Origin of the sequence: Actinopolymorpha cephalotaxi (genome assembly GCF_013408535.1) — a bacterium.
GTDB classification, from domain to species: domain Bacteria; phylum Actinomycetota; class Actinomycetes; order Propionibacteriales; family Actinopolymorphaceae; genus Actinopolymorpha; species Actinopolymorpha cephalotaxi.
The window spans coordinates 5,256,462-5,273,414 of the sequence record NZ_JACBZA010000001.1 but is presented as its reverse complement, the minus strand read 5'-3'; the positions used below and the strand labels follow the sequence as shown (position 1 = coordinate 5,273,414).

Here is a 16,953-nt window from a genome sequence, read left to right as displayed (position 1 = left end):
GTACGGTGAGCGGCATGCCGACCTGTGCGCGCGACCGGCTGGTGGAGGCCGCCGAGGAGCTCTTCTACTCCGAGGGCATCCGCGCGGTCGGGGTCGAACGCCTGCTGGAGGTCTCCGGCGTCGGCCGGGCGTCCTTCTACCGCCACTTCGCCGGCAAGGACGACCTGGTGGTGGAGATCGTGCGGCGTTCCGGTGAGCGCTGGCAGGCCGGGATGGAGGACGCGGTCGCGGCCCGCGGTGGCTCGCCGCTGGCGGTCTTCGACGCCCTCGCCGAACGCTTCGAGCGCCCGACCTTCCGTGGCTGCTCCTCCATCAACGCCATGGTCGAGGTCGCCGATCCGGACAGTCCCGCCCACAAGATCGCGGCCGCGCAGAAGGAAACGCTGACCGGCTACATCCAGGGCCTGCTGGTCGCGTCCGGGCAACGCCGGTCCCGCGCCCGCACCCTCGCCGAGCAGTTCGTGCTCCTGGTCGACGGCGCGATCGTGACCGCGATGCGCGAGCCGGGTCCCCGCCCGGCCCGCCAGGCGAAGGCGATGGCCGCCGCCCTCCTCGACGGAGCCGCCCGGCGATGATCGTCGGCGCGGTATAGTCCCCCCGCCACCCCGCCCGGGACGTTCGGCGTGCGGTGGCGGGGAGGGAAAGAACCGATGGACGCGTACGCCGCGCTCGCCATCGTGGCTGTCGCCGTCGTCTCGCTGGTCGTCGTACTCGTCGCCGCCGCGCCGGCGGGCTCGCCCGGTCGGCTGGACCGGCTGTGCCCGCGCCGAGGTGCCGACTCCGGCGCCGACCCGTTCACCGCCCACCGCGCGCTCCTCGGTCAGGTGTGCACCACGAGTTCGGTGCGGGTCGACCGGTACGTCGGCGCGGCCGACGCGCCCGGGCCGGACGGCTCGCAGACCCGGATCCAGGTCCGCCAGAACGGCGAGGAAAACCTGCCGGCCGGGTCGACGGCGCTGATCTACGACTACGAGCCGGACGGCGGGTACTACTGGATCGCGGCGTACGACCCGAGGCACGACCTGTCCGAGGGCGGCTGACGTCCGCTTGCTCGCCCGGCCGGACGGCCGGGGGGTCAGGCGCTGGGGTCGAAGGCGCGCCGGGCGTGCCAGGCCAGCGCCGACCGCACTTCCTCGATCTCCCGTACCCGCGACCGGCGCCCGTCCTGGTGGCCGACGGGGTAGAGCCGGTAGCCACCGTGGTACTTGCGGAACGCCCGGCCGGTGACCTTGCGCGGCGGCGTCCAGCCGTCCACCAGCCAGACCACCACCCACGGCTCGGAACGGTCGCCGACCACCCGCACCCGCGCGACCGTCTCCCACGGAATCTGCCAGCGCCGGTGTCCCTTCGCCGCCACCATGCTCTGCCGGTTCAGCTCGAGCGTGTATCCCCGGCGCGCCGACCGGATCAGGTGCCTGGTCGCCAGCACGAGCAACACGATGAACGCGAGCAGCGCGGCCACCCGCATGACCGGGTCGGAGTCGGACGACTCCCCGGCCCAGCGGGCCAGGAAGAGCCCGGCGAGGAGCTGGCAGCCCGCGATGACCAGCCCGGCCAGCCGGTTGCTGGTGAAACGCACCGTGCCGCCGTCGGTGGACGGCCGGTCGGGTTCGCCCGGCCGCCTCGCCACCTCGGCGGGCGGTGCCCCGGAGTCCGCGGGCCGCACGTCCGGGTCGGCGACCGGCGGCGCCTGCTGCCCCGCGGACGACGGCGCCTGCTGCTCGGCGGACGGCTCCTCCGGAGCGGAAGTGCTGTGCAGCTGGGTGGCGTACTGCCGTACGAGGGTCCGGACCGGCGCCGGCAACCAGTCCGCACCGTCCGGCCCGGGCGGAGGGAGGCCACCGATGCGGTCCAGGACCTGCCCGGGCGCCGGCCGGCGGGCCGGATCGCGGTCCAGGCAGGCCCGCACCACGCCGGCGAGGTCGGAGGACAGGCCGTCGAGAGTGGGTTCGTCATGCATCGCGCGGTACATCAACGCCTCGGTCGGCCCGCTGCCGAACGGGCCCTTGCCGGTCGCGGCGAAGGTGAGGACGGCGCCGAGCGCGAACAGGTCGGTGGCGGGGCCGACGTCGGCGCCGCTGATCTGCTCGGGCGCGAGGTAGCCGGGTGTCCCGAGGAACTCCCCGGTCGCGGTCAGCCGTACTCCCTCCAGCGCCTGGGAGATACCGAAGTCGATCACCCGGGGACCGTCGGCGGCGAGCAGCACGTTGGACGGCTTGAGGTCGCGGTGGATCAGCCCGGCCGAGTGGATCGCCTGCAGCGCCTCGGTGAGCCCGGCTGCCAGCCGGCGGACCGCGGGCGCGGGCAGCGGGCCGTACTCCGACACCGCCTGCTGGAGGGTGGGGCCCACGACGTACTCCGTGGCCAGCCACGGCTGGGGTGCCTCCGGGTCGGCGTCGACGACGCCGGCGGTCCAGAAGCCGCCGACCGAACGCGCCATCGCCACCTCGCGCCGGAACCGCTCGCGGAAGTCCGAATCGTCGGCCAGGTCGGTGCGGGCGACCTTCACCGCAACCGCCCGGCCGCCCGGAGAGGTGCCGAGGTAGACAGTGCCCATCGCGCCGCCGCCCAGCCGCCCACGTAGGGAGTAGGCGCCGACCTGGTGGGGGTCAGCTGGTCCCAGCGGCCGCACGCGCGCTCACTCCGTCCCGAGGCATCGGCCGGGGCGTCCCGGCGGCGGTTCCCACGTTCACGGCAGAGCATAGGCGTCGCCGGTACGCCGGGCATCGGCCACGCGCCTGATGTGCGGGGTGCGCGCGGCGTGCCCGGCGGACCGACCGGACGGAGTGGGACCCGAGTGAGACCTCGAGTGGGACCCCGGGTGAGACCTCAGCAGGAGTTCTTGCTCGCCACCACCGGCTCGTCGCCGTCGGGCTGCACGGAGTACAGCACTCCCTGCAGGCGCGAGTGCACGATCTCGCCGGGGCTGTCGGCCCAGCCGTCGTGGTTGCTGTCGTAGATCTGCTCGTAGTGCAGGTGGGAGACGCCGGTGCCGACCGCGCCGGCCAGGCCGATCCGCTCGCCCTGCCTGACCTTCTGGCCGACGGAGACGTCGCGCTCCTGCATGTGCAGGGACATCGTGTACCACCCGTCACCGTGGTCGATCTTCACGCCACCCGGCTCGGACAGCTTGACCACGGTGCCGGCGGCGGAGGCCACCACGACCATGCCGTCGGTCGCTCCGCTCTCGTTGAAGAAGTCGATCTTCATGTCGTCCGGGGCGTGTCCGGCGTACGTCGTGAACCGCAGTTCGGTGCCGCACTTCGCCGGCAGGTCGAAGGCGGGGCGGCCGTCGCTGGAGCGGGTCGCCTTCTTGGCGGCGGTCTTCCTGGTGACCTTCGGCTTCGGCGAGGCCTTCTTCGTGGCCTTCGGCTTCGGCTTCGGCTTCGGCGAGGCCTTCCTGGTGGCCTTCGGGGTCGCCTTCGCGGTCGGCTTGGCCTTCTTGGTGGCCTTCGGGGTCGGCGTCGCGGTGGCGGTCGGCGTCGCCGGCGGAGCCACCCGGTTCTGCGAACGGGAGGCGCGCTCACGCTCGGCGCGCTCGCGCGCGGTGTCGACCTGCCTGCTCACCGAGTCGTACGCCGCGACCTTGGCGGCGGAGTCGTCGAGGTGTCCGGCCTGGCGGGCGAGGATCCACGGGGTCACCGCACCCGCGGTGAGGGCGAGCACGCCGGCGACGACGGCGAGGACGCGGAGTGGCCGGCGGGGGCTACGGGAGTCTTCGGGACGAGCGAGGCTGCTGGGGCCGTCGGAGCGATGTCGGGCTGAGGAGCGGCGCGGCAGTTTTGGCGGCATCGAGCGATCTCTTTTCGTCGTGGCGGCGCGTTCACGGCACGTCCCCAGGACGTGGGGCGGTTCGCGCTCACGCACTCTCGTCCGCCGGGCGGACACGGTGCGCGGGCAGAGGAAGATCACGCGACGAACGGTGGACGCCGGCAGATGGGCCGGGCGCCGTAAGCCTTCCGGGAGCCGTGGTGCGAGGTGCTTTTGCGTTGTGTTGCCGGTTCGGCCCCCGTGGCCGACCTTGGGCAGTTTGCGGGATCGGCAGGACGTCTGCCAAGCTCGGTGTCCGCTTTGCGGGAAAATCTACGGCGAATTCCGGTCCGATCGAGGACCTTGGACCCTGGACGACGCGTGCGACGGTGACCTCCCGCGCCACTGTCGGTGGCCGCGGGCAGGATGATCGCCATGGAGCCGTGGTCGACCGCCGAGCATGCCCCCACACTGGCGGGGCTGGCGGAGCTGGTGGGATCCGCGCCCGGTCGTTGCCTCGCACTCGTCGTGGTCCCCGGCCTGGGCGTCGGGCTCGCCGTCGACGGCCACCGCCGGGCGGTCCGTTGCGCGGACCCGGCCGGGCTGGTCGCCGAGCTCGACCGGGAGCTCCGGCCGAGGTGGGTCTGGTGGGACGCCCGTACGACCGCCGGCCAGCTGCTCGCCGCGGACGTGCGGGTCCGCGCCTGCTGGGACCTCGCCGCCGGCCACCGGGTGCTCCACGGCGGCCGGCGCGATGACCCGGCCGCGGTGTGGGCCGCCGCCACCGGCCTGCCCGAGCCGCCGCCGCCCCGGCGGGAGGTGACCCTGCTCGACTGGTCCGAACCCGCCACCCTCCCGGGTGCCCTCTCCAACTCCCTCGGCGGTTCCGACGCCGCCAACCCCGCCGTCAGCTCCGACGCCAACCCCGCCGCCGGCTCCGACGCCAACCCCGCCGCCGGCTCCGACGACGAGTCCGCCGACTTCTTCGCCCACGACGGCCGGCTCCGGCCCGACGTGGCCGGTCAGGACTGGCTCGCCGACCGGGTGACCGGACCCGCCGCCGACGCCGTCCTCGACCGCGCGGCCAGGTGGGCCGCGCTCGCCCTGCGGGTCCGCGCCGCCCAGGACGCCGGCCTGCGCGCGCTGCCGGATCCCCGGGCCAGCCCGCGGTCGCTGCCGCTGGCCGTCCTCACCGCGTACGCCGAGTCCGCCGCCGCGCTGCTGGCCGTCGAGCTGGAGCACGACGGGCTTCCCCTCGACCGCGGGGCGGCCGAGCGGTACATCTCCGGCTTCGTCGGCCCCCGCCCGGCCACTCCCGCCGCCGAGGCGGCCGCCCGGGCCAGGCGGGACGCCGCGGTGGTCGACCTGTTCCGCCCCGGCTCGGGGGAGGAGGCCGGGGTGCGCGTCGACCTGCGCAACCCCGTGCAGGTCCGCGAGCTGCTGGGCCGGGTCGGGTTCAACCTCCCCGACACCCGGTCCTGGCGGCTGGAGCCGTTCCGCGACTCCCATCCGGGGGTGGCCGCGTTTCTCGACTGGCGCAAGGCCGAACGCATCGCCACGACCTACGGCTACGGCTGGCTCGACCGGCACGTCGGCGCCGACGGCCGGTTGCGCGGGACGTGGGCGGCCTCCGACGGCGCGGCCGGCCGGATGACCGCGGGCGCCGGGCTGCACAACCTGCCCGCCGGGCTGCGGGTGGCGGTCGCCGCCGAGCCGGGCCACGTTCTTGTCCGCGCCGACCTGGGCCAGATCGAGCCCCGGGTGCTGGCCGTGGTCTCCGGCGACGCCGCGCTCGCCCGGGCCGCGCGCGCCGACGACCTGTACGCCCCGGTCGCCGCACAGCTGCACTGCGACCGGCCCACCGCGAAGGTCGCCGTTCTCGCAGCGATGTACGGCCAGACCTCCGGCACGGCCGGCGCCGCCCTGCGGCGGATGGAACGCGCCTACCCGCGGGCGATCGGCTACCTCCGTACGGCAGAGGAGGCCGGCCTGGTCGGCCGGGACATCCGCACCCACGGCGGCCGGCTGATCCGGCTCCGGCCGGGGGAGAGCGACGCGAGTGATGCGGCCGAGGAGCCGGTGGACCCCCGCGCGGCGGACGCACCACCTGGATCGCGGCCGGCGGCCGACCGGGCCCGGCGGCACGGGCACGGCAGGTTCGCCCGGAACGCCGTCGTCCAGGGTGCGGCGGCGGAGTTCTTCAAGGCGTGGGCCGCGGCGGTGCGCACCGGCCTGCGCCCGTTCGGCGGCCGGATCGTGCTGTGCCTGCACGACGAGCTGTTGTTGCACGTGCCCGCCGAGCACGCCGGCGACGCGACCGCGCTGCTGGCGAGCGCGCTGGAGTCGACGGCGGGGTTCTGGGCGGCGGGCAGCTCGGTCCGCTTCGTCGCCGACGTGAGCGTGGTCACCCGCTGGTCGGAGGCGAAGTGAGGCGCGATCCGGCCGCGCGGCTCAGCCGAGCTGCGCGGCGAACATCCAGCGGTGCTTCTCCAGCGTCCGCAGGGCCTCGATCACGATGTCCTGGCTCACCGGGTCCGTCGTCTCCAGCGCCTCCATCGCCGTGCGCGCCCGCGCGATCGTGGCGTCGAGCTGGTCGACGACGGCGCCGACGACCTTGTCGTCGCTCGTGAAGCCCGGCGCCACCTCCGGGAGGTTGGTCGTGGTCGCCACGGTCGCCGGCCGGCCGTCGGCGGGTACGTCCAGCGCGACCAGGCGCTCGGCGACCGTGTCGGCGAAGTCCCGGGCGTCGTCGATCACGACGTCCAGCCGCTCGTGGACGGGCAGGAAGTAGCGGCCGCGCACGTGCCAGTGCAGCTGCTTGCCGTTCTGGGCCAGGCCCAGGAGGTCGACGAGGACCGGTTGCAGGACCTTCGCGACGTCCTTCCCCGACACCTCGTCGGTGGTCTTGGCGTGTCCTTGGGTCACCGAACTCACCTCACGTCTTCGTCACGTGGCAGGCACCCTCCACTGCCAGCCTGCGTCCCGGTCCGATGGCAGGCAAACCCCGCCGCGACCTGAGCGGATCGCCCGGCAAGGCGTACCGGCCGCCGCCGGTACGAAACGGAGCGACAGGCGGGTCGTTCCCGTACGTGATAGGAGGGACTTACGGGGTAAGCCTCCGACACGAGCGAACCGGTGCCGACCGGCGCCGACCGGGAACGGCCCCTCACACGTGCACGAGCTGGGAGATTCATGACGCAGCGCGACCAACCCGACCAGACGAGCCAGCAGGACCCGCAGCACCAGCACCCCCGCCCGGACTTCCCCGGTCAGACCCAGGAACACCCCGGCCTGGACTCCGAGATGGACCCCAAGCCCGACTACGGCTACGACACCTACCGCGGGCTGGGCCGGCTGGAGGGTAAGAAGGCGCTGATCACCGGTGGTGACTCGGGCATCGGCCGGGCCGTCGCGCTGGCGTTCGCCCGCGAGGGTGCCGACGTGGCGATCGCCTACCTCGAGGCCGAGGAGTCCGACGCGGACGAGACCGCCCGGGTGGTGGAGGAGGCCGGCCGCAAGGTGCTGCGCTTCGCGACCGACCTGAGCGAGGAGGGCAACTGCCGCCGGCTGGCCGACCAGGTGGTCAAGGAGTTCGGCCAGGTCGACATCCTGGTCAACAACGCGGCGTACCAGATGAGCTTCGGCAGCTTCGACAAGATCCCGTCGGACCTGCTGGAGCACACGTTCCGCACCAACATCATGGCGATGTTCTGGCTCACCCAGGCGGTGCTGCCGGCCATGCCCGAGGGCGGCACCATCATCAACACCTCCTCGATCCAGGCCTACCAGCCGACGCCGGCGCTGCTGCCGTACGCCACCACCAAGGGCGCCATCGTGACGTTCACCAAGGGCCTCGCGGAGGAGCTCGCCGAGCGCGGCATCCGGGTCAACTCGGTGGCGCCCGGCCCGGTGTGGACCCCGATCATCCCGGCGTCGATGCCCGCGGAGAAGGCGGCGTCGTTCGGTGCGGACGCACCGCTGGGCAGGCCGGGTCAGCCGGCCGAGCTCGCGCCCGCGTTCGTGTTCCTGGCCTCCCAGGAGTCGAGTTTCGTCAGTGGGCAGATCCTCGGCGTCACCGGCGGCCGGCTGCCGTAACCGTCCCCCGCTGGCCGACTCCGGTATCCCCCACGCGCCCGGAATGCGCGGGTGCCGGAGTCGGCCGCCGGAAAGTAGTTGAATATGGGGGTACGCGACGTTCGACGGAGGTTCCGACATGAGTATCGGCGCGGGCATTTTTCTCATCGCGTTCGGGGCGATCCTTGCCTTCGCCGTGCGGGCCAACCCGGACTGGCTGAGCCTGGACGTCGTGGGCTGGGTGTTCATGCTCACCGGCGCGACCATCCTGGCCATCACGCTGACGCTGTGGAACAAGCGGCGCCGGGCGGCCTCGATCAGCGAGCGGCAGGTCATCGAGAACGGCCGGCAGACCACCGCCGAGCGGCGGGTCTACCGCGAGACCGACGTCCCGCCCGAGGTGTGAGTGCGGGTCGCCGGTCGGTTCGCGGTGGTGACCGGCGCGTCCGGCGGGATCGGGCGCGCGGTGGCCGAGCGGCTGGCCGCCGCCGACTGCCGGCTTCTGCTGGTCGGCCGGGACGCGGACCGGCTCGCCGCGGTGGCCCGGTCCACCGGCGGGGAGCCGCTGGTCGCCGACCTCGCCGACCCTGACGACGTCGCCGGCCTGGCGGCCCGGCTGGCCGACCGGGACGAGCCGCCCGACCTGCTGGTCAACAACGCCGGCGTCGGCGCGGTCGGCCCGGCGGCGCAGGTCGACGACGCCGACCTGGACCGGCTGCTCACGGTCAACCTGCGCGCGCCGATGGAGCTCACCCGGGCCGTGCTGCCGGCGATGACCGCGCGCGGCTCAGGCCACCTGGTCTTCGTCTCCTCCATCGCCGCGGTGCTGGGAGTCGCCGGTGAGTCGGCGTACGCCGCTGTCAAGGCGGGCTTGCATGTGTTCGCGGCCAGCCTGCGGGCGGAGGTCGCCGGCGCCGGCATCGGGGTGAGCACGGTGGTCCCGGGCGTGGTGGACACCGACTTCTTCGCCCGGCGCGGCGCACCGTACGCCCGGCGCTTCCCGCGCCCGATCCCGCCGGAGCGGGTGGCGGCCGCGCTGGTGCGGGCAGTCGAACGCGACCAGGCCGAGGTCGTCGTACCCGCCTGGCTGCGCGTCCCGGTGGCCGTGCGTTCACTGGCGCCGACGACCTACCACCGGCTGGCCGGGCGCTGGGGCGGCGACGGCTGAGCCGCCGCCCGCCCCTGTCAACCGGCCCTTGTCAACCGGCCCTTGTCAACCGGCCCTTGTCAACCGGCGATGGCCCGCAACGACTGGCGCAGTGAGCCCATCGTGGCCAGCACCGCCGTCGGTTCGTACCCACAGTGCGCCATGCAGTTCGCGCACCGCGGATCCCGGCCCCGTCCGTAGCTGTCCCAGTCGGTCTCCTCGACCAGTTCCTGGTACGTCGAGGCGTATCCGTCGCTCATCAGGTAGCAGGGCCGCTGCCAGCCGAACAGCGAGTACGACGGAATTCCCCAGGCGGTGCAGGGAAAGTCCACCTTGCCCTCGAGGAAGTCGAGGAACATCGGGGAGTGGTTGAGCCGCCAGCGCGCGCGGTTGCCGTTCGCGAACGCCTTGCGGAACAGCTCCCGGGTCTGGGTGACGCCGAGGAAGTGGTCCTGGTCGGGCGCCTTCTCGTAGGCGTAGGCCGGCGACACCATCATCTGGTCGACGTGCAGGTCGTCGTTGAGGAAGTCGAGTACGTCGATCACGTTCTGCGGGCTGTCGCTGGTGAAGAACGTGGTGTTGGTGGTGACCCGGAATCCCTGTGCCTGCAGGAACCTCACCGCCGCGACCGCCTCGTCGAAGCCGCCCTCGTGGTCCACCGACGCGTCGTGGCGTTCGCGCAGGCCGTCGATGTGCACCGCGAACGCGAAGTAGGGCGAGGGCTGGAAGTCGAAGCGGTCCCACCACTTGCGGACCAGCAACGCGTTGGTGCACAGGAAGACGTAGATCTTCCGCCTCACGAGTTCGGCGACCATCCGGTCGATCTCGGGGTGCATGAGGGGTTCGCCGCCGGCGATGGAGACCATCGGCGCGCCGCACTCCTCCATCGCGGCCACGGCCTGCTCGACCGGCATCCGGCGGCGGAGCTCGTCGGCCGGGTGCTGGATCTTGCCGCAGCCCGCGCACTGCAGGTTGCAGGCGAACAGCGGCTCGAGCTCGACCAGCAGGGGAAACTTCTCCCGGCCGCGCAGTCGCTGGGTCAGCAGGTACCGCCCGATTCGCAGGCTCTGCCGCATCGGCATGGTCATGGGTTGCGCACCTCCTTCGGCAGGGTGAACTCGATGTCCTCGGTGGTGGCCACGTGCTCGCGCACGTCCACCGGGCCGAGGCCGCGCAGCGCGTCGACGGTCGCGTCGACCAGCGACGCCGGTGTCGAGGCGCCCGCGGTGACCGCGACCGTGGCCGCGTCGGGTAGCCAGGCCAGGTCGATGCCGCCGGGGTCGTCGACCAGGTGGGCCGGGGTGCCCAGGCGGCGGGCGAGCTCGACCAGCCGGTTGGCGTTGGAGGAGTTCCGGGAGCCGACCACGAGGACGAGATCGGCCTGCCGGGCCACCGACCGCAGGGCGTGCTGGCGGTTGGTGGTGGCGTAGCAGATGTCGTCCGACGCCGGACCCTGCAGCGCGGGGAAGCGGTCGTGCAGGACGCCGACGATCTCGGCCACCTCCTCCACCCCGAGCGTGGTCTGCACGAGGTAGGACACCCGGCCGGGGTCGGGCACCCGTACGCGGGCGGCGCCGGCGAGGTCCTCCACCAGCACCGTGCTGCCCGGGCGCTCGCCCACGGTGCCCTGGGTCTCCTCGTGCCCGTCGTGTCCGATGAACAGCACGGTGTCGCCGCGGTCGGCGAACCTGCGCGCCTCGCTGTGCACCTTCGCCACCAGGGGGCAGGTCGCGTCCACGACGCCGAGACCGCGGGCGGCGGCCTCGTCCCGGACCGCGGGGGACACACCGTGCGCGGAGAAGACGACGGTGGCGCCCGCGGGCACCTCGGCCAGTTCCTCCACGAACACCGCGCCGAGGCCTTCCAGCCGGGCCACGACGTGGGAGTTGTGCACGATCTGCTTGCGGACGTAGACCGGGGCGCCGCGCTGGACGAGGACCCGCTCGACGATGTCGATGGCGCGTTCCACCCCGGCGCAGAACGACCGCGGGTGGGGAAGCAGGACGGTCCGCGCCCCGGTCGCCGCACCCCAGTCGGCCAGCGCGGGCGCGACGGTGGTGAGCGTGCGCGCCGCCGTCCGCAGGTGGGCCAGCGTGACCGGTCGCCACAACGCGCCGGTGGCCGGGTCGGCGACCACCCGTACGCACGCGGTCGCGGTCGAGGCGGGCAGGCCGGCCGCGAGCCAGCCGGACTCCAGGTCGACGGCGAGGGCGCCGCTGTCGCGCAGGGGCGTGCGCGCGGCGCCGCTGACCAGGTGGTCCCGGCTCACCACCGGGCCGGTGCGCACCGTCAGGCCGATCCGGGCCAGCCGGGCGGCCAGCAGCGGTGCGCTCGGGCAGGCGACGACGCGCTCGCCGGCGCGTACCTCCGTGGCCACCACCACGTCACCCGGTGCGAGGCCGGGGTCGAGCGCGCCGGCCACCCCGGTCACCAGCACACCGCTCGGTGGCCGGCCGGTGTGCGCGAGCAGGTGGGCCGCACGTTCGGCGTGCCGGCGGCCCATGCCCGTACGCAGCAGCGTGGCCGAGGTGGTTCCCGCGGGCAGGCCACGCCGGACCGCGGCCGTCTCCAGCCGGGTCGGCGCGCACAGGGCGAACTCGGCCGCCATCGCAGCTCCCCTCATGCCCGGTCCTGCGCATCGCCTGCCGGGGTGAGCAGCCGGCCGAGCGCGGTGACCGGGAACACCAGCCGGTAGAGGTGGTAGTTGATGTAGAAGTCGCCGGGGAATCCGGTGCCGGTGAACTGCGGCTCGTCCCAGCCGCCGTCGGGGCGCTGGGTGGCCACCAGCCAGGCGATCCCGGCGCGGACGGCGGGGGACCCGCTCAGCCCGGCCGCCTCCAGCGCGAGCAGCGCCCACGCGGTCTGCGACGCCGTCGACGTGCCCTTGCCCACCCAGGTGGGATCGGTGTAGGAACGCAGGTCCTCACCCCAGCCGCCGTCGGCGTTCTGGTGCGCGGTCAGCCAGTTCGCGCCGCGGACGACGGCCCGGTCGTGCCGGGAGAGGCCGGCAGCCACCAGCGCGGGCAGGACCGCGCCGGTGCCGTACACGTGGTTCGCGCCCCACCGGCCGAACCACGAGCCGTCCTTCTCCTGCGCGTCCAGCAGCCAGCGCACCGCGCGCTGCACCTCCGGGTCGTCGGCGTGCCCCTCGTGGGCGAACATCTCCACCACGTGCGCGGTGACGTCCGCGCTGGGCGGATCGATCACCGCGCCGAAGTCGCAGAACGGCAACTGGTAGGCGAGTTCGCGGGTGTTGTCAGCGTCGAACGCGCCCCAGCCGCCGTCCCGGCACTGCATGCCGCGCAGCCAGATCCGGGCCCGGCGTACCGCCTCCTCCACCTGTGGCGACTCGGCGGTCCGGCGCAGGCCGAGCACCACCTCGGCGGTGTCGTCGGTGTCGGGGTAGCCGTCGTTGTCGAACTCGAACGCCCACCCGCCGGCGGGAGTGTGCGGCCGCCGTACGGCCCAGTCGCCGCGGACGGTGATCTCCTCCGCCAGCAGCCAGTCGCGCGCCCGCACCATCGGGCCGGCCTCGGGATCCACGCCCGCGTCGCCGAGCGCGACCAGGGCGAGTGCGGTGTCCCAGACCGGCGACTGGCACGCCTCGATCCGGCGTACGGTGCCGTCCGGGGTCTCCTCCCTGATGGTGAAGCGTTCCCAGCCGGCCAGGCCCGCCGCGAGCACCGGGTGGTCCAGCGGGTAGCCGATGGCGTGCAGCGCCATCAGCGAGTAGACCCACGGCGGCTGGATGCCGCCCCAGCAGCCGTCCTTCTCCTGCCGGGCGACGACCCACTCCGCGGCCCGGCGCAAGGCCAGCTTGCGCACCGACCGGACCGGCCGGCGTTCGTAGGCGTGCAGGGCCCGGTCCAGCCGGGTGAACGCGCCCCGCCACGTGGTCGGCGGGGCCGGTGGCGGTGCCGGCGAACCGGTGCGGAGCTCGTCGACGCTCACCCCGAGCGGGCGGTTCGGCCGGAGCGCGCCGAGGATGGTGAGGGGTACGAGAGTCTGCCGGGCCCAGCAGCCCCAGTCGTAGACGTTGAACGGCACCCAGGCCGGCGCCAGCACGATCTCCGGCGGCAGCGCGGGCACGTCGTCCCAGCTCCACTGCCCGAACAACGACAGCCAGATCCGGGTGAACACCCGGGTGGCCTCGACCCCGCCGCTGTCAAGGATGAATTGACGGGCCTGCTTGAGGTGCTGGTCGTCGGCGTCGTCGCCGGCGAGCCGGAGCGCGACGTAGGCCTCCACCGACGTGGACACGTCGCCCGGCCCGAACCGGAAGTTCGCCCACGAGCCGTCGTCGCGTTGCTGGCTTCGGATCCAGGTGGCCGACTGCGCGGTCTGCTCGTCGGTGCGGACGCCGAGGAACTGCCGCATCATCAGGTCCTCGGCGTCCATCGTGACGTTGGTCTCCAGCTCGCCCTTCCACCAGCCGGCCGGGTCCTGCAGGTCCAGCAGGTGCTCGACGGCACGGTCCAGCGCGGCGTGCGCCGACGCGTCGTCGTCGGCGTTCGGTTGCACCGACCGCGCGGACAGGCCGGCCATCAGGCGCTCCGTCCGCGCAGCTGACCCGCGACCCGGGTCAGGTCGTCGCGCACCGGGTCCGGCAGGTCGACCGTGCCCAGTGCCCGGATCCCGGCCGCGAGCTGGCGGTCCGCCTCGTCCTCGGTCCAGCCGCGGCCACCGGCCTGTTCGACCAGAGACGCGGCCCGGGCGAGCTCGGCCTCGTCCAGCGGGTCGGGCCGGCGGTAGAGGTCGCGCAACTCCTCCGCCGCCATCGTCGGGGCGGTGAGCGCGGCGACCACCGGGACGGACTTCTTCCGCGCCCGCAGGTCCGACAGCACCGGCTTGCCGGTGCGCACCGGGTCGCCCCAGATGCCGAGCAGGTCGTCGGTGAGCTGGAACGCCATGCCCACGTGCCGCCCGAACGTCGTCAGCGCCGCCAGCAGGGTGGCCGGCGCCCCCGCGAGCACCGCACCCAGCGAGGCCGAACACGCCAGCAGGGCGGCGGTCTTGTCCGCGGCCATGCTGGTGCACTCGGCGAGGGTCACGTCGTCGCGCTTCTCGAACGCGATGTCGGCGGTCTGGCCCGCGATCAGCTGCCGCACGGTCTCACCCAGCCGGCGTACGGCCACGTGGACGTGGACGGAGTCGGCCTCGGCGAGCACCTCGTTGGCCAGGGACAACAGCGCGTCGCCGGCCAGGATCGCGTCGGGTACGCCGAACCGCGCCCACACCGTCGGCCGGTGCCGGCGTTCGGTGTCGCCGTCGATCACGTCGTCGTGCAACAGCGAGAAGTTGTGCACGAGCTCGCAGGCGAGCGCGGCCGGAACGCCCGCCTCGGGCGGTGCCTGCGCCGCCTGCGCCGACAGCACCGCGAGGACCGGCCGCAGGCCCTTGCCGCGCGCTGTGGGCTCGGCCGGGAACTGGCCGTCGGAGTCCCAGAAGCCGAAGTGGTAGCCGCAGGCGCGCCGGGTGTCCGCGTCCAGCCGATCGAGTGCGGCGAGCAGGGCCGGCTCGACCATCCGGTGGGTCTCCGCGATGCGGCGTTCGGTGGGGAGCAGCGTCATGGCAGGGCCTCTCCAAGGGGGCGCGACGTCGGGGTCCTGGTGAGGGAGAGCGCGTCCGCCGCCCGCAGGCCGCTGCGTACCGCGCCCTCCATGGTGTCCGGCCACCCGGTGGCGGTCCACGCGCCGGCGAGGGTGAGCCCGGGCAGTCCGGTGTGGGTGGGTGGGCGCAACGCCGCCGTGCCGGGGCCCTGGCGGAACGTCGCGTGGGGTTCGCGGGTGACGAACGACTCGACCACCCGGGCGGTGCGGGCGCCGGGCAGCAGGTCGTCCACCGCGTTGGCGTACGTACGGCGGAGTTCCTCGGTGGTCGTGCCGACCTCGGCGTGCGCGGCCGACACCGACACCACGAGGTACTGGCCGCGGTCCACGCCCGCGGCCCGGGTCCGGTCGAAGATCCACTGCACGGGGGAGTCGAGCGCACCGGCGTACGGGAACGCCGTCACCCGCCGGTCGTAGCGCAGGTGGACGTTGACGATGGGCGCCGACCCCAGCCGGGCCCAGCGTTCCCGTGCCTCGTCGGGCACCGCGCGAGCCGGCACCAGCCGGGCGGCGGACTGGTGGGGGACCGCCACCACGACCGCGTCCGCGGTGAGTTCGTCGGTACGGGTACGCAGGACGAACCGCTCGGCGCCGGCGCCCGGATCGGCGAGTGGTTCGACGGCCAGCACCCGCACGTTCGTGCGGACGTCGACACCGAGGCGTTCCAGCAGCCGGGCCGCGGGCTGGGCGTGCAACTGCCGCAGCGACACCGCGGGCACGCCGAGGTCGGCGGCCTCGGGCCGGTCGAGGAACGCGGTGCGGAACACCTTGGCGGCCAGCGCGAGGGACGCCTCGTCGGGCGGGAGGTTCAGCGCGGCGACCGCGATCAGGCCCCACAGGCGCTCGATCGCCCGCCCGGACTGCCGGCGTTCGCGCAGCCACTCGCCGAACGTCGAGGTGTCCCTGCGCGGGTCGTCCGGGTCGACCCGGCGCAGCGCGAACGCGGCCGCGCCGGCGCGAAGCCGTTCCAGCGGGGTCAGCGGCCTGTACGCCGCCAGCGATCGGGCCAGGTGCAGCGGCGCCGGTCCGCGCCGGGTGCGGTAGATCCAGGCCGGCTGGTCCGCGTGCTCGCCCGAACGCCCGTCCGGCCGCAGCACCGGGATCGCCAGATGGTCCTGGACCGGTGCGAGTGCTGCCACGTCGAGGCGTTCCAGCAGGGCGCGGTAGGCGTGGTAGCACCGCAGGAACACGTGCTGGCCGGTGTCGGCGACCAGGCCGGACCGGCCGGAGACGGCAGGCCGGTCCAGGGAGTACGTCGCACCGCCCAGGTGCGTGCGCGCCTCCAGCAGGGTCACCCGGGCACCCCGGTCCGCCAGCCGGACAGCGGCCGCGATCCCCGCCAGGCCGCCGCCGACGACCGCGACCGACGTCATGCCTCACCTCGGGCCAGCGCCCGCGCCGCCGCCGCGAACTTCGCCCTGCCCGGCGACTCCAGGCGCTGGTCGCGAATCAGGTCGGGGTCGGCGCTGATCCGGTCCAGCAGCCGCAGGTGGACGCCGGCGATCGCCGCCGTGCACGACCGGCTGCGGCGGTCCAGCAACGGGAGCAGGGTGAGTCCGCGCACGTACCACGCCCGCGTGCGGTTCGCCTCGAACCGCACCAGGTCGGCGAAGCTGTCCGGGTCGATCAGGCCCTCCTCGGCGGCGCTCTCGCGCGGGTCGCGGGGCTCGCGCGGGTCGATGGGGCCGAGGGGGTCGCGGCCGTCGCGGGGCTCGTGGCCCTCGCGGAGTTCGCGGAGCTCGCGTAGCTCGAGGGTGCAGGCGTAGTCGTCCAGGTCGGTGGCCGGGAGGTAGATCCGGCCGCGCAGCCGGTCGTCGTACAGGTCGCGCAGGATGCAGGTGAGCTGCACAGCGACGCCGAGGGTGTCCGCCAGCGGCTCGGCCTCGGCGTAGGACCGCGGGCCGAACACCCCGAGCGACAGCCGGCCCACCGAGCCACCGACCTGGCGGCAGTAGCCCACCAGGTCCTCGAACGTCTTGTAGCGCATGCCCCGGACGTCGGCCTCGCATCCGTCGAGGAGTTCCAGGAGGGCGTCCAGCCGGATCGGGAACCGCCGCGCCGCGTCGGCCAGCGCGACCACCACCGGGTCGGACGCGGCCGGGTCGGCGGGGTCGGCCGGATCGGGGGGCGCGGGCGGCGGGCCGGCCAGCAGGCGTTCGGCCTGGTTGCGCACCACCGCCAGCCGGCGCAGCTTCTCGGCCACCGGCAGGTCGGCGTCGCCGATGTCGTCGACGCGGCGCGCCATGGCGCACACCGCGGACAGGGCGCGCCGTTTCGGCCCGGGGAGCAGCGCGATGCCGTAGGAGAAGTTCCGCGCCTCCCGGCGGGTGATCGCCGCACACGCGCGGTAGGCCTGATCGACGTTCATCTCCC

At 74.2% G+C, this 16,953-nt stretch carries 15 protein-coding genes; 6 read left to right on the top strand and 9 right to left on the bottom strand.

Annotated features, from left to right (window positions below; all coding sequences use genetic code 11):
* Positions 1 to 14 precede the first annotated feature (14 nt).
* Together FHR37_RS23430 and FHR37_RS23425 are read left to right on the top strand one after the other, a co-directional pair.
* Positions 15 to 575, top strand: a complete 561-nt coding sequence (locus tag FHR37_RS23430; RefSeq protein ID WP_092881933.1) for a TetR/AcrR family transcriptional regulator — start codon at positions 15 to 17, stop codon at positions 573 to 575.
* Positions 576 to 650: 75 nt separating this feature from the next.
* Positions 651 to 1,040 (top strand): hypothetical protein, encoded by a 390-nt coding sequence (locus FHR37_RS23425; RefSeq protein ID WP_092881935.1) that lies wholly within the window; start codon positions 651 to 653, stop codon positions 1,038 to 1,040.
* Positions 1,041 to 1,075: 35 nt separating this feature from the next.
* On the opposite strand, the gene FHR37_RS23420 is transcribed toward FHR37_RS23425, so the two are convergent.
* Both FHR37_RS23420 and FHR37_RS23415 read right to left on the bottom strand, forming a co-directional pair.
* Positions 1,076 to 2,632, bottom strand: coding sequence for a protein kinase domain-containing protein (locus tag FHR37_RS23420; RefSeq protein ID WP_092881937.1), 1,557 nt, complete (start codon positions 2,630 to 2,632; stop codon positions 1,076 to 1,078).
* Positions 2,633 to 2,829: 197 nt separating this feature from the next.
* A complete protein-coding gene (locus tag FHR37_RS23415; RefSeq protein WP_139238843.1) occupies positions 2,830 to 3,792 on the bottom strand; it encodes a M23 family metallopeptidase in 963 nt (320 codons plus the stop codon).
* Between the two features lie 393 nt (positions 3,793 to 4,185).
* Between FHR37_RS23415 and FHR37_RS23410 the strand changes: the two genes are divergently transcribed.
* A complete protein-coding gene (locus FHR37_RS23410) occupies positions 4,186 to 6,180 on the top strand; it encodes a DNA polymerase (protein ID WP_092882429.1) in 1,995 nt (664 codons plus the stop codon).
* 21 nt (positions 6,181 to 6,201) lie between these two features.
* Here FHR37_RS23410 and FHR37_RS23405 read toward each other — a convergent pair whose 3' ends face one another.
* Entirely contained in the window at positions 6,202 to 6,675 is a 474-nt protein-coding gene (locus tag FHR37_RS23405; protein WP_237768624.1) for a Dps family protein, read from the bottom strand.
* A 267-nt stretch (positions 6,676 to 6,942) separates the two neighbouring features.
* Here FHR37_RS23405 and FHR37_RS23400 point away from each other — a divergent pair, with 267 nt between their 5' ends.
* The 3 genes from FHR37_RS23400 to FHR37_RS23390 all read left to right on the top strand — a co-directional run bounded on the left by FHR37_RS23400 (position 6,943) and on the right by FHR37_RS23390 (position 8,992).
* Entirely contained in the window at positions 6,943 to 7,845 is a 903-nt protein-coding gene (locus FHR37_RS23400; RefSeq protein ID WP_092881941.1) for an SDR family oxidoreductase, read from the top strand.
* A gap of 118 nt (positions 7,846 to 7,963) precedes the next feature.
* Positions 7,964 to 8,230: a DUF6458 family protein gene (locus tag FHR37_RS23395; RefSeq protein ID WP_092881943.1), complete on the top strand. Its 267-nt coding sequence runs from the start codon at positions 7,964 to 7,966 to the stop codon at positions 8,228 to 8,230.
* Complete coding sequence (locus tag FHR37_RS23390) at positions 8,231 to 8,992, top strand: SDR family NAD(P)-dependent oxidoreductase (RefSeq protein WP_092881945.1); 762 nt, start codon at positions 8,231 to 8,233, stop codon at positions 8,990 to 8,992.
* 59 nt (positions 8,993 to 9,051) lie between these two features.
* Here the strand turns inward: FHR37_RS23390 and hpnH are convergent, their stop codons facing one another.
* Genes hpnH through FHR37_RS23360 form a run of 6 tightly spaced genes read right to left on the bottom strand, consistent with a single transcriptional unit; the run spans position 9,052 to position 16,948 of the window.
* On the bottom strand, positions 9,052 to 10,059 hold the full coding sequence (gene hpnH, locus FHR37_RS23385) for an adenosyl-hopene transferase HpnH (RefSeq protein ID WP_092881947.1): 1,008 nt from the start codon (positions 10,057 to 10,059) through the stop codon (positions 9,052 to 9,054).
* Positions 10,056 to 11,594, bottom strand: a complete 1,539-nt coding sequence (gene ispH, locus FHR37_RS23380; RefSeq protein ID WP_238344811.1) for a 4-hydroxy-3-methylbut-2-enyl diphosphate reductase — start codon at positions 11,592 to 11,594, stop codon at positions 10,056 to 10,058. Before ispH ends, hpnH begins: the two co-directional genes overlap by 4 nt.
* A complete protein-coding gene (gene shc / locus FHR37_RS23375) occupies positions 11,591 to 13,516 on the bottom strand; it encodes a squalene--hopene cyclase (RefSeq protein ID WP_092881951.1) in 1,926 nt (641 codons plus the stop codon). Before shc ends, ispH begins: the two co-directional genes overlap by 4 nt.
* Positions 13,516 to 14,541 (bottom strand): polyprenyl synthetase family protein, encoded by a 1,026-nt coding sequence (locus FHR37_RS23370; protein ID WP_092881953.1) that lies wholly within the window; start codon positions 14,539 to 14,541, stop codon positions 13,516 to 13,518. The genes shc and FHR37_RS23370 overlap by 1 nt, the downstream gene beginning before the upstream one ends.
* The gene (gene hpnE / locus FHR37_RS23365) at positions 14,538 to 15,953 is read right to left on the bottom strand and encodes a hydroxysqualene dehydroxylase HpnE (protein ID WP_092881955.1); all 1,416 of its coding nucleotides are present in this window, start codon (positions 15,951 to 15,953) and stop codon (positions 14,538 to 14,540) included. Before hpnE ends, FHR37_RS23370 begins: the two co-directional genes overlap by 4 nt.
* Positions 15,950 to 16,948, bottom strand: a complete 999-nt coding sequence (locus tag FHR37_RS23360; protein ID WP_092881957.1) for a phytoene/squalene synthase family protein — start codon at positions 16,946 to 16,948, stop codon at positions 15,950 to 15,952. The genes hpnE and FHR37_RS23360 overlap by 4 nt, the downstream gene beginning before the upstream one ends.
* Positions 16,949 to 16,953 lie beyond the last annotated feature (5 nt).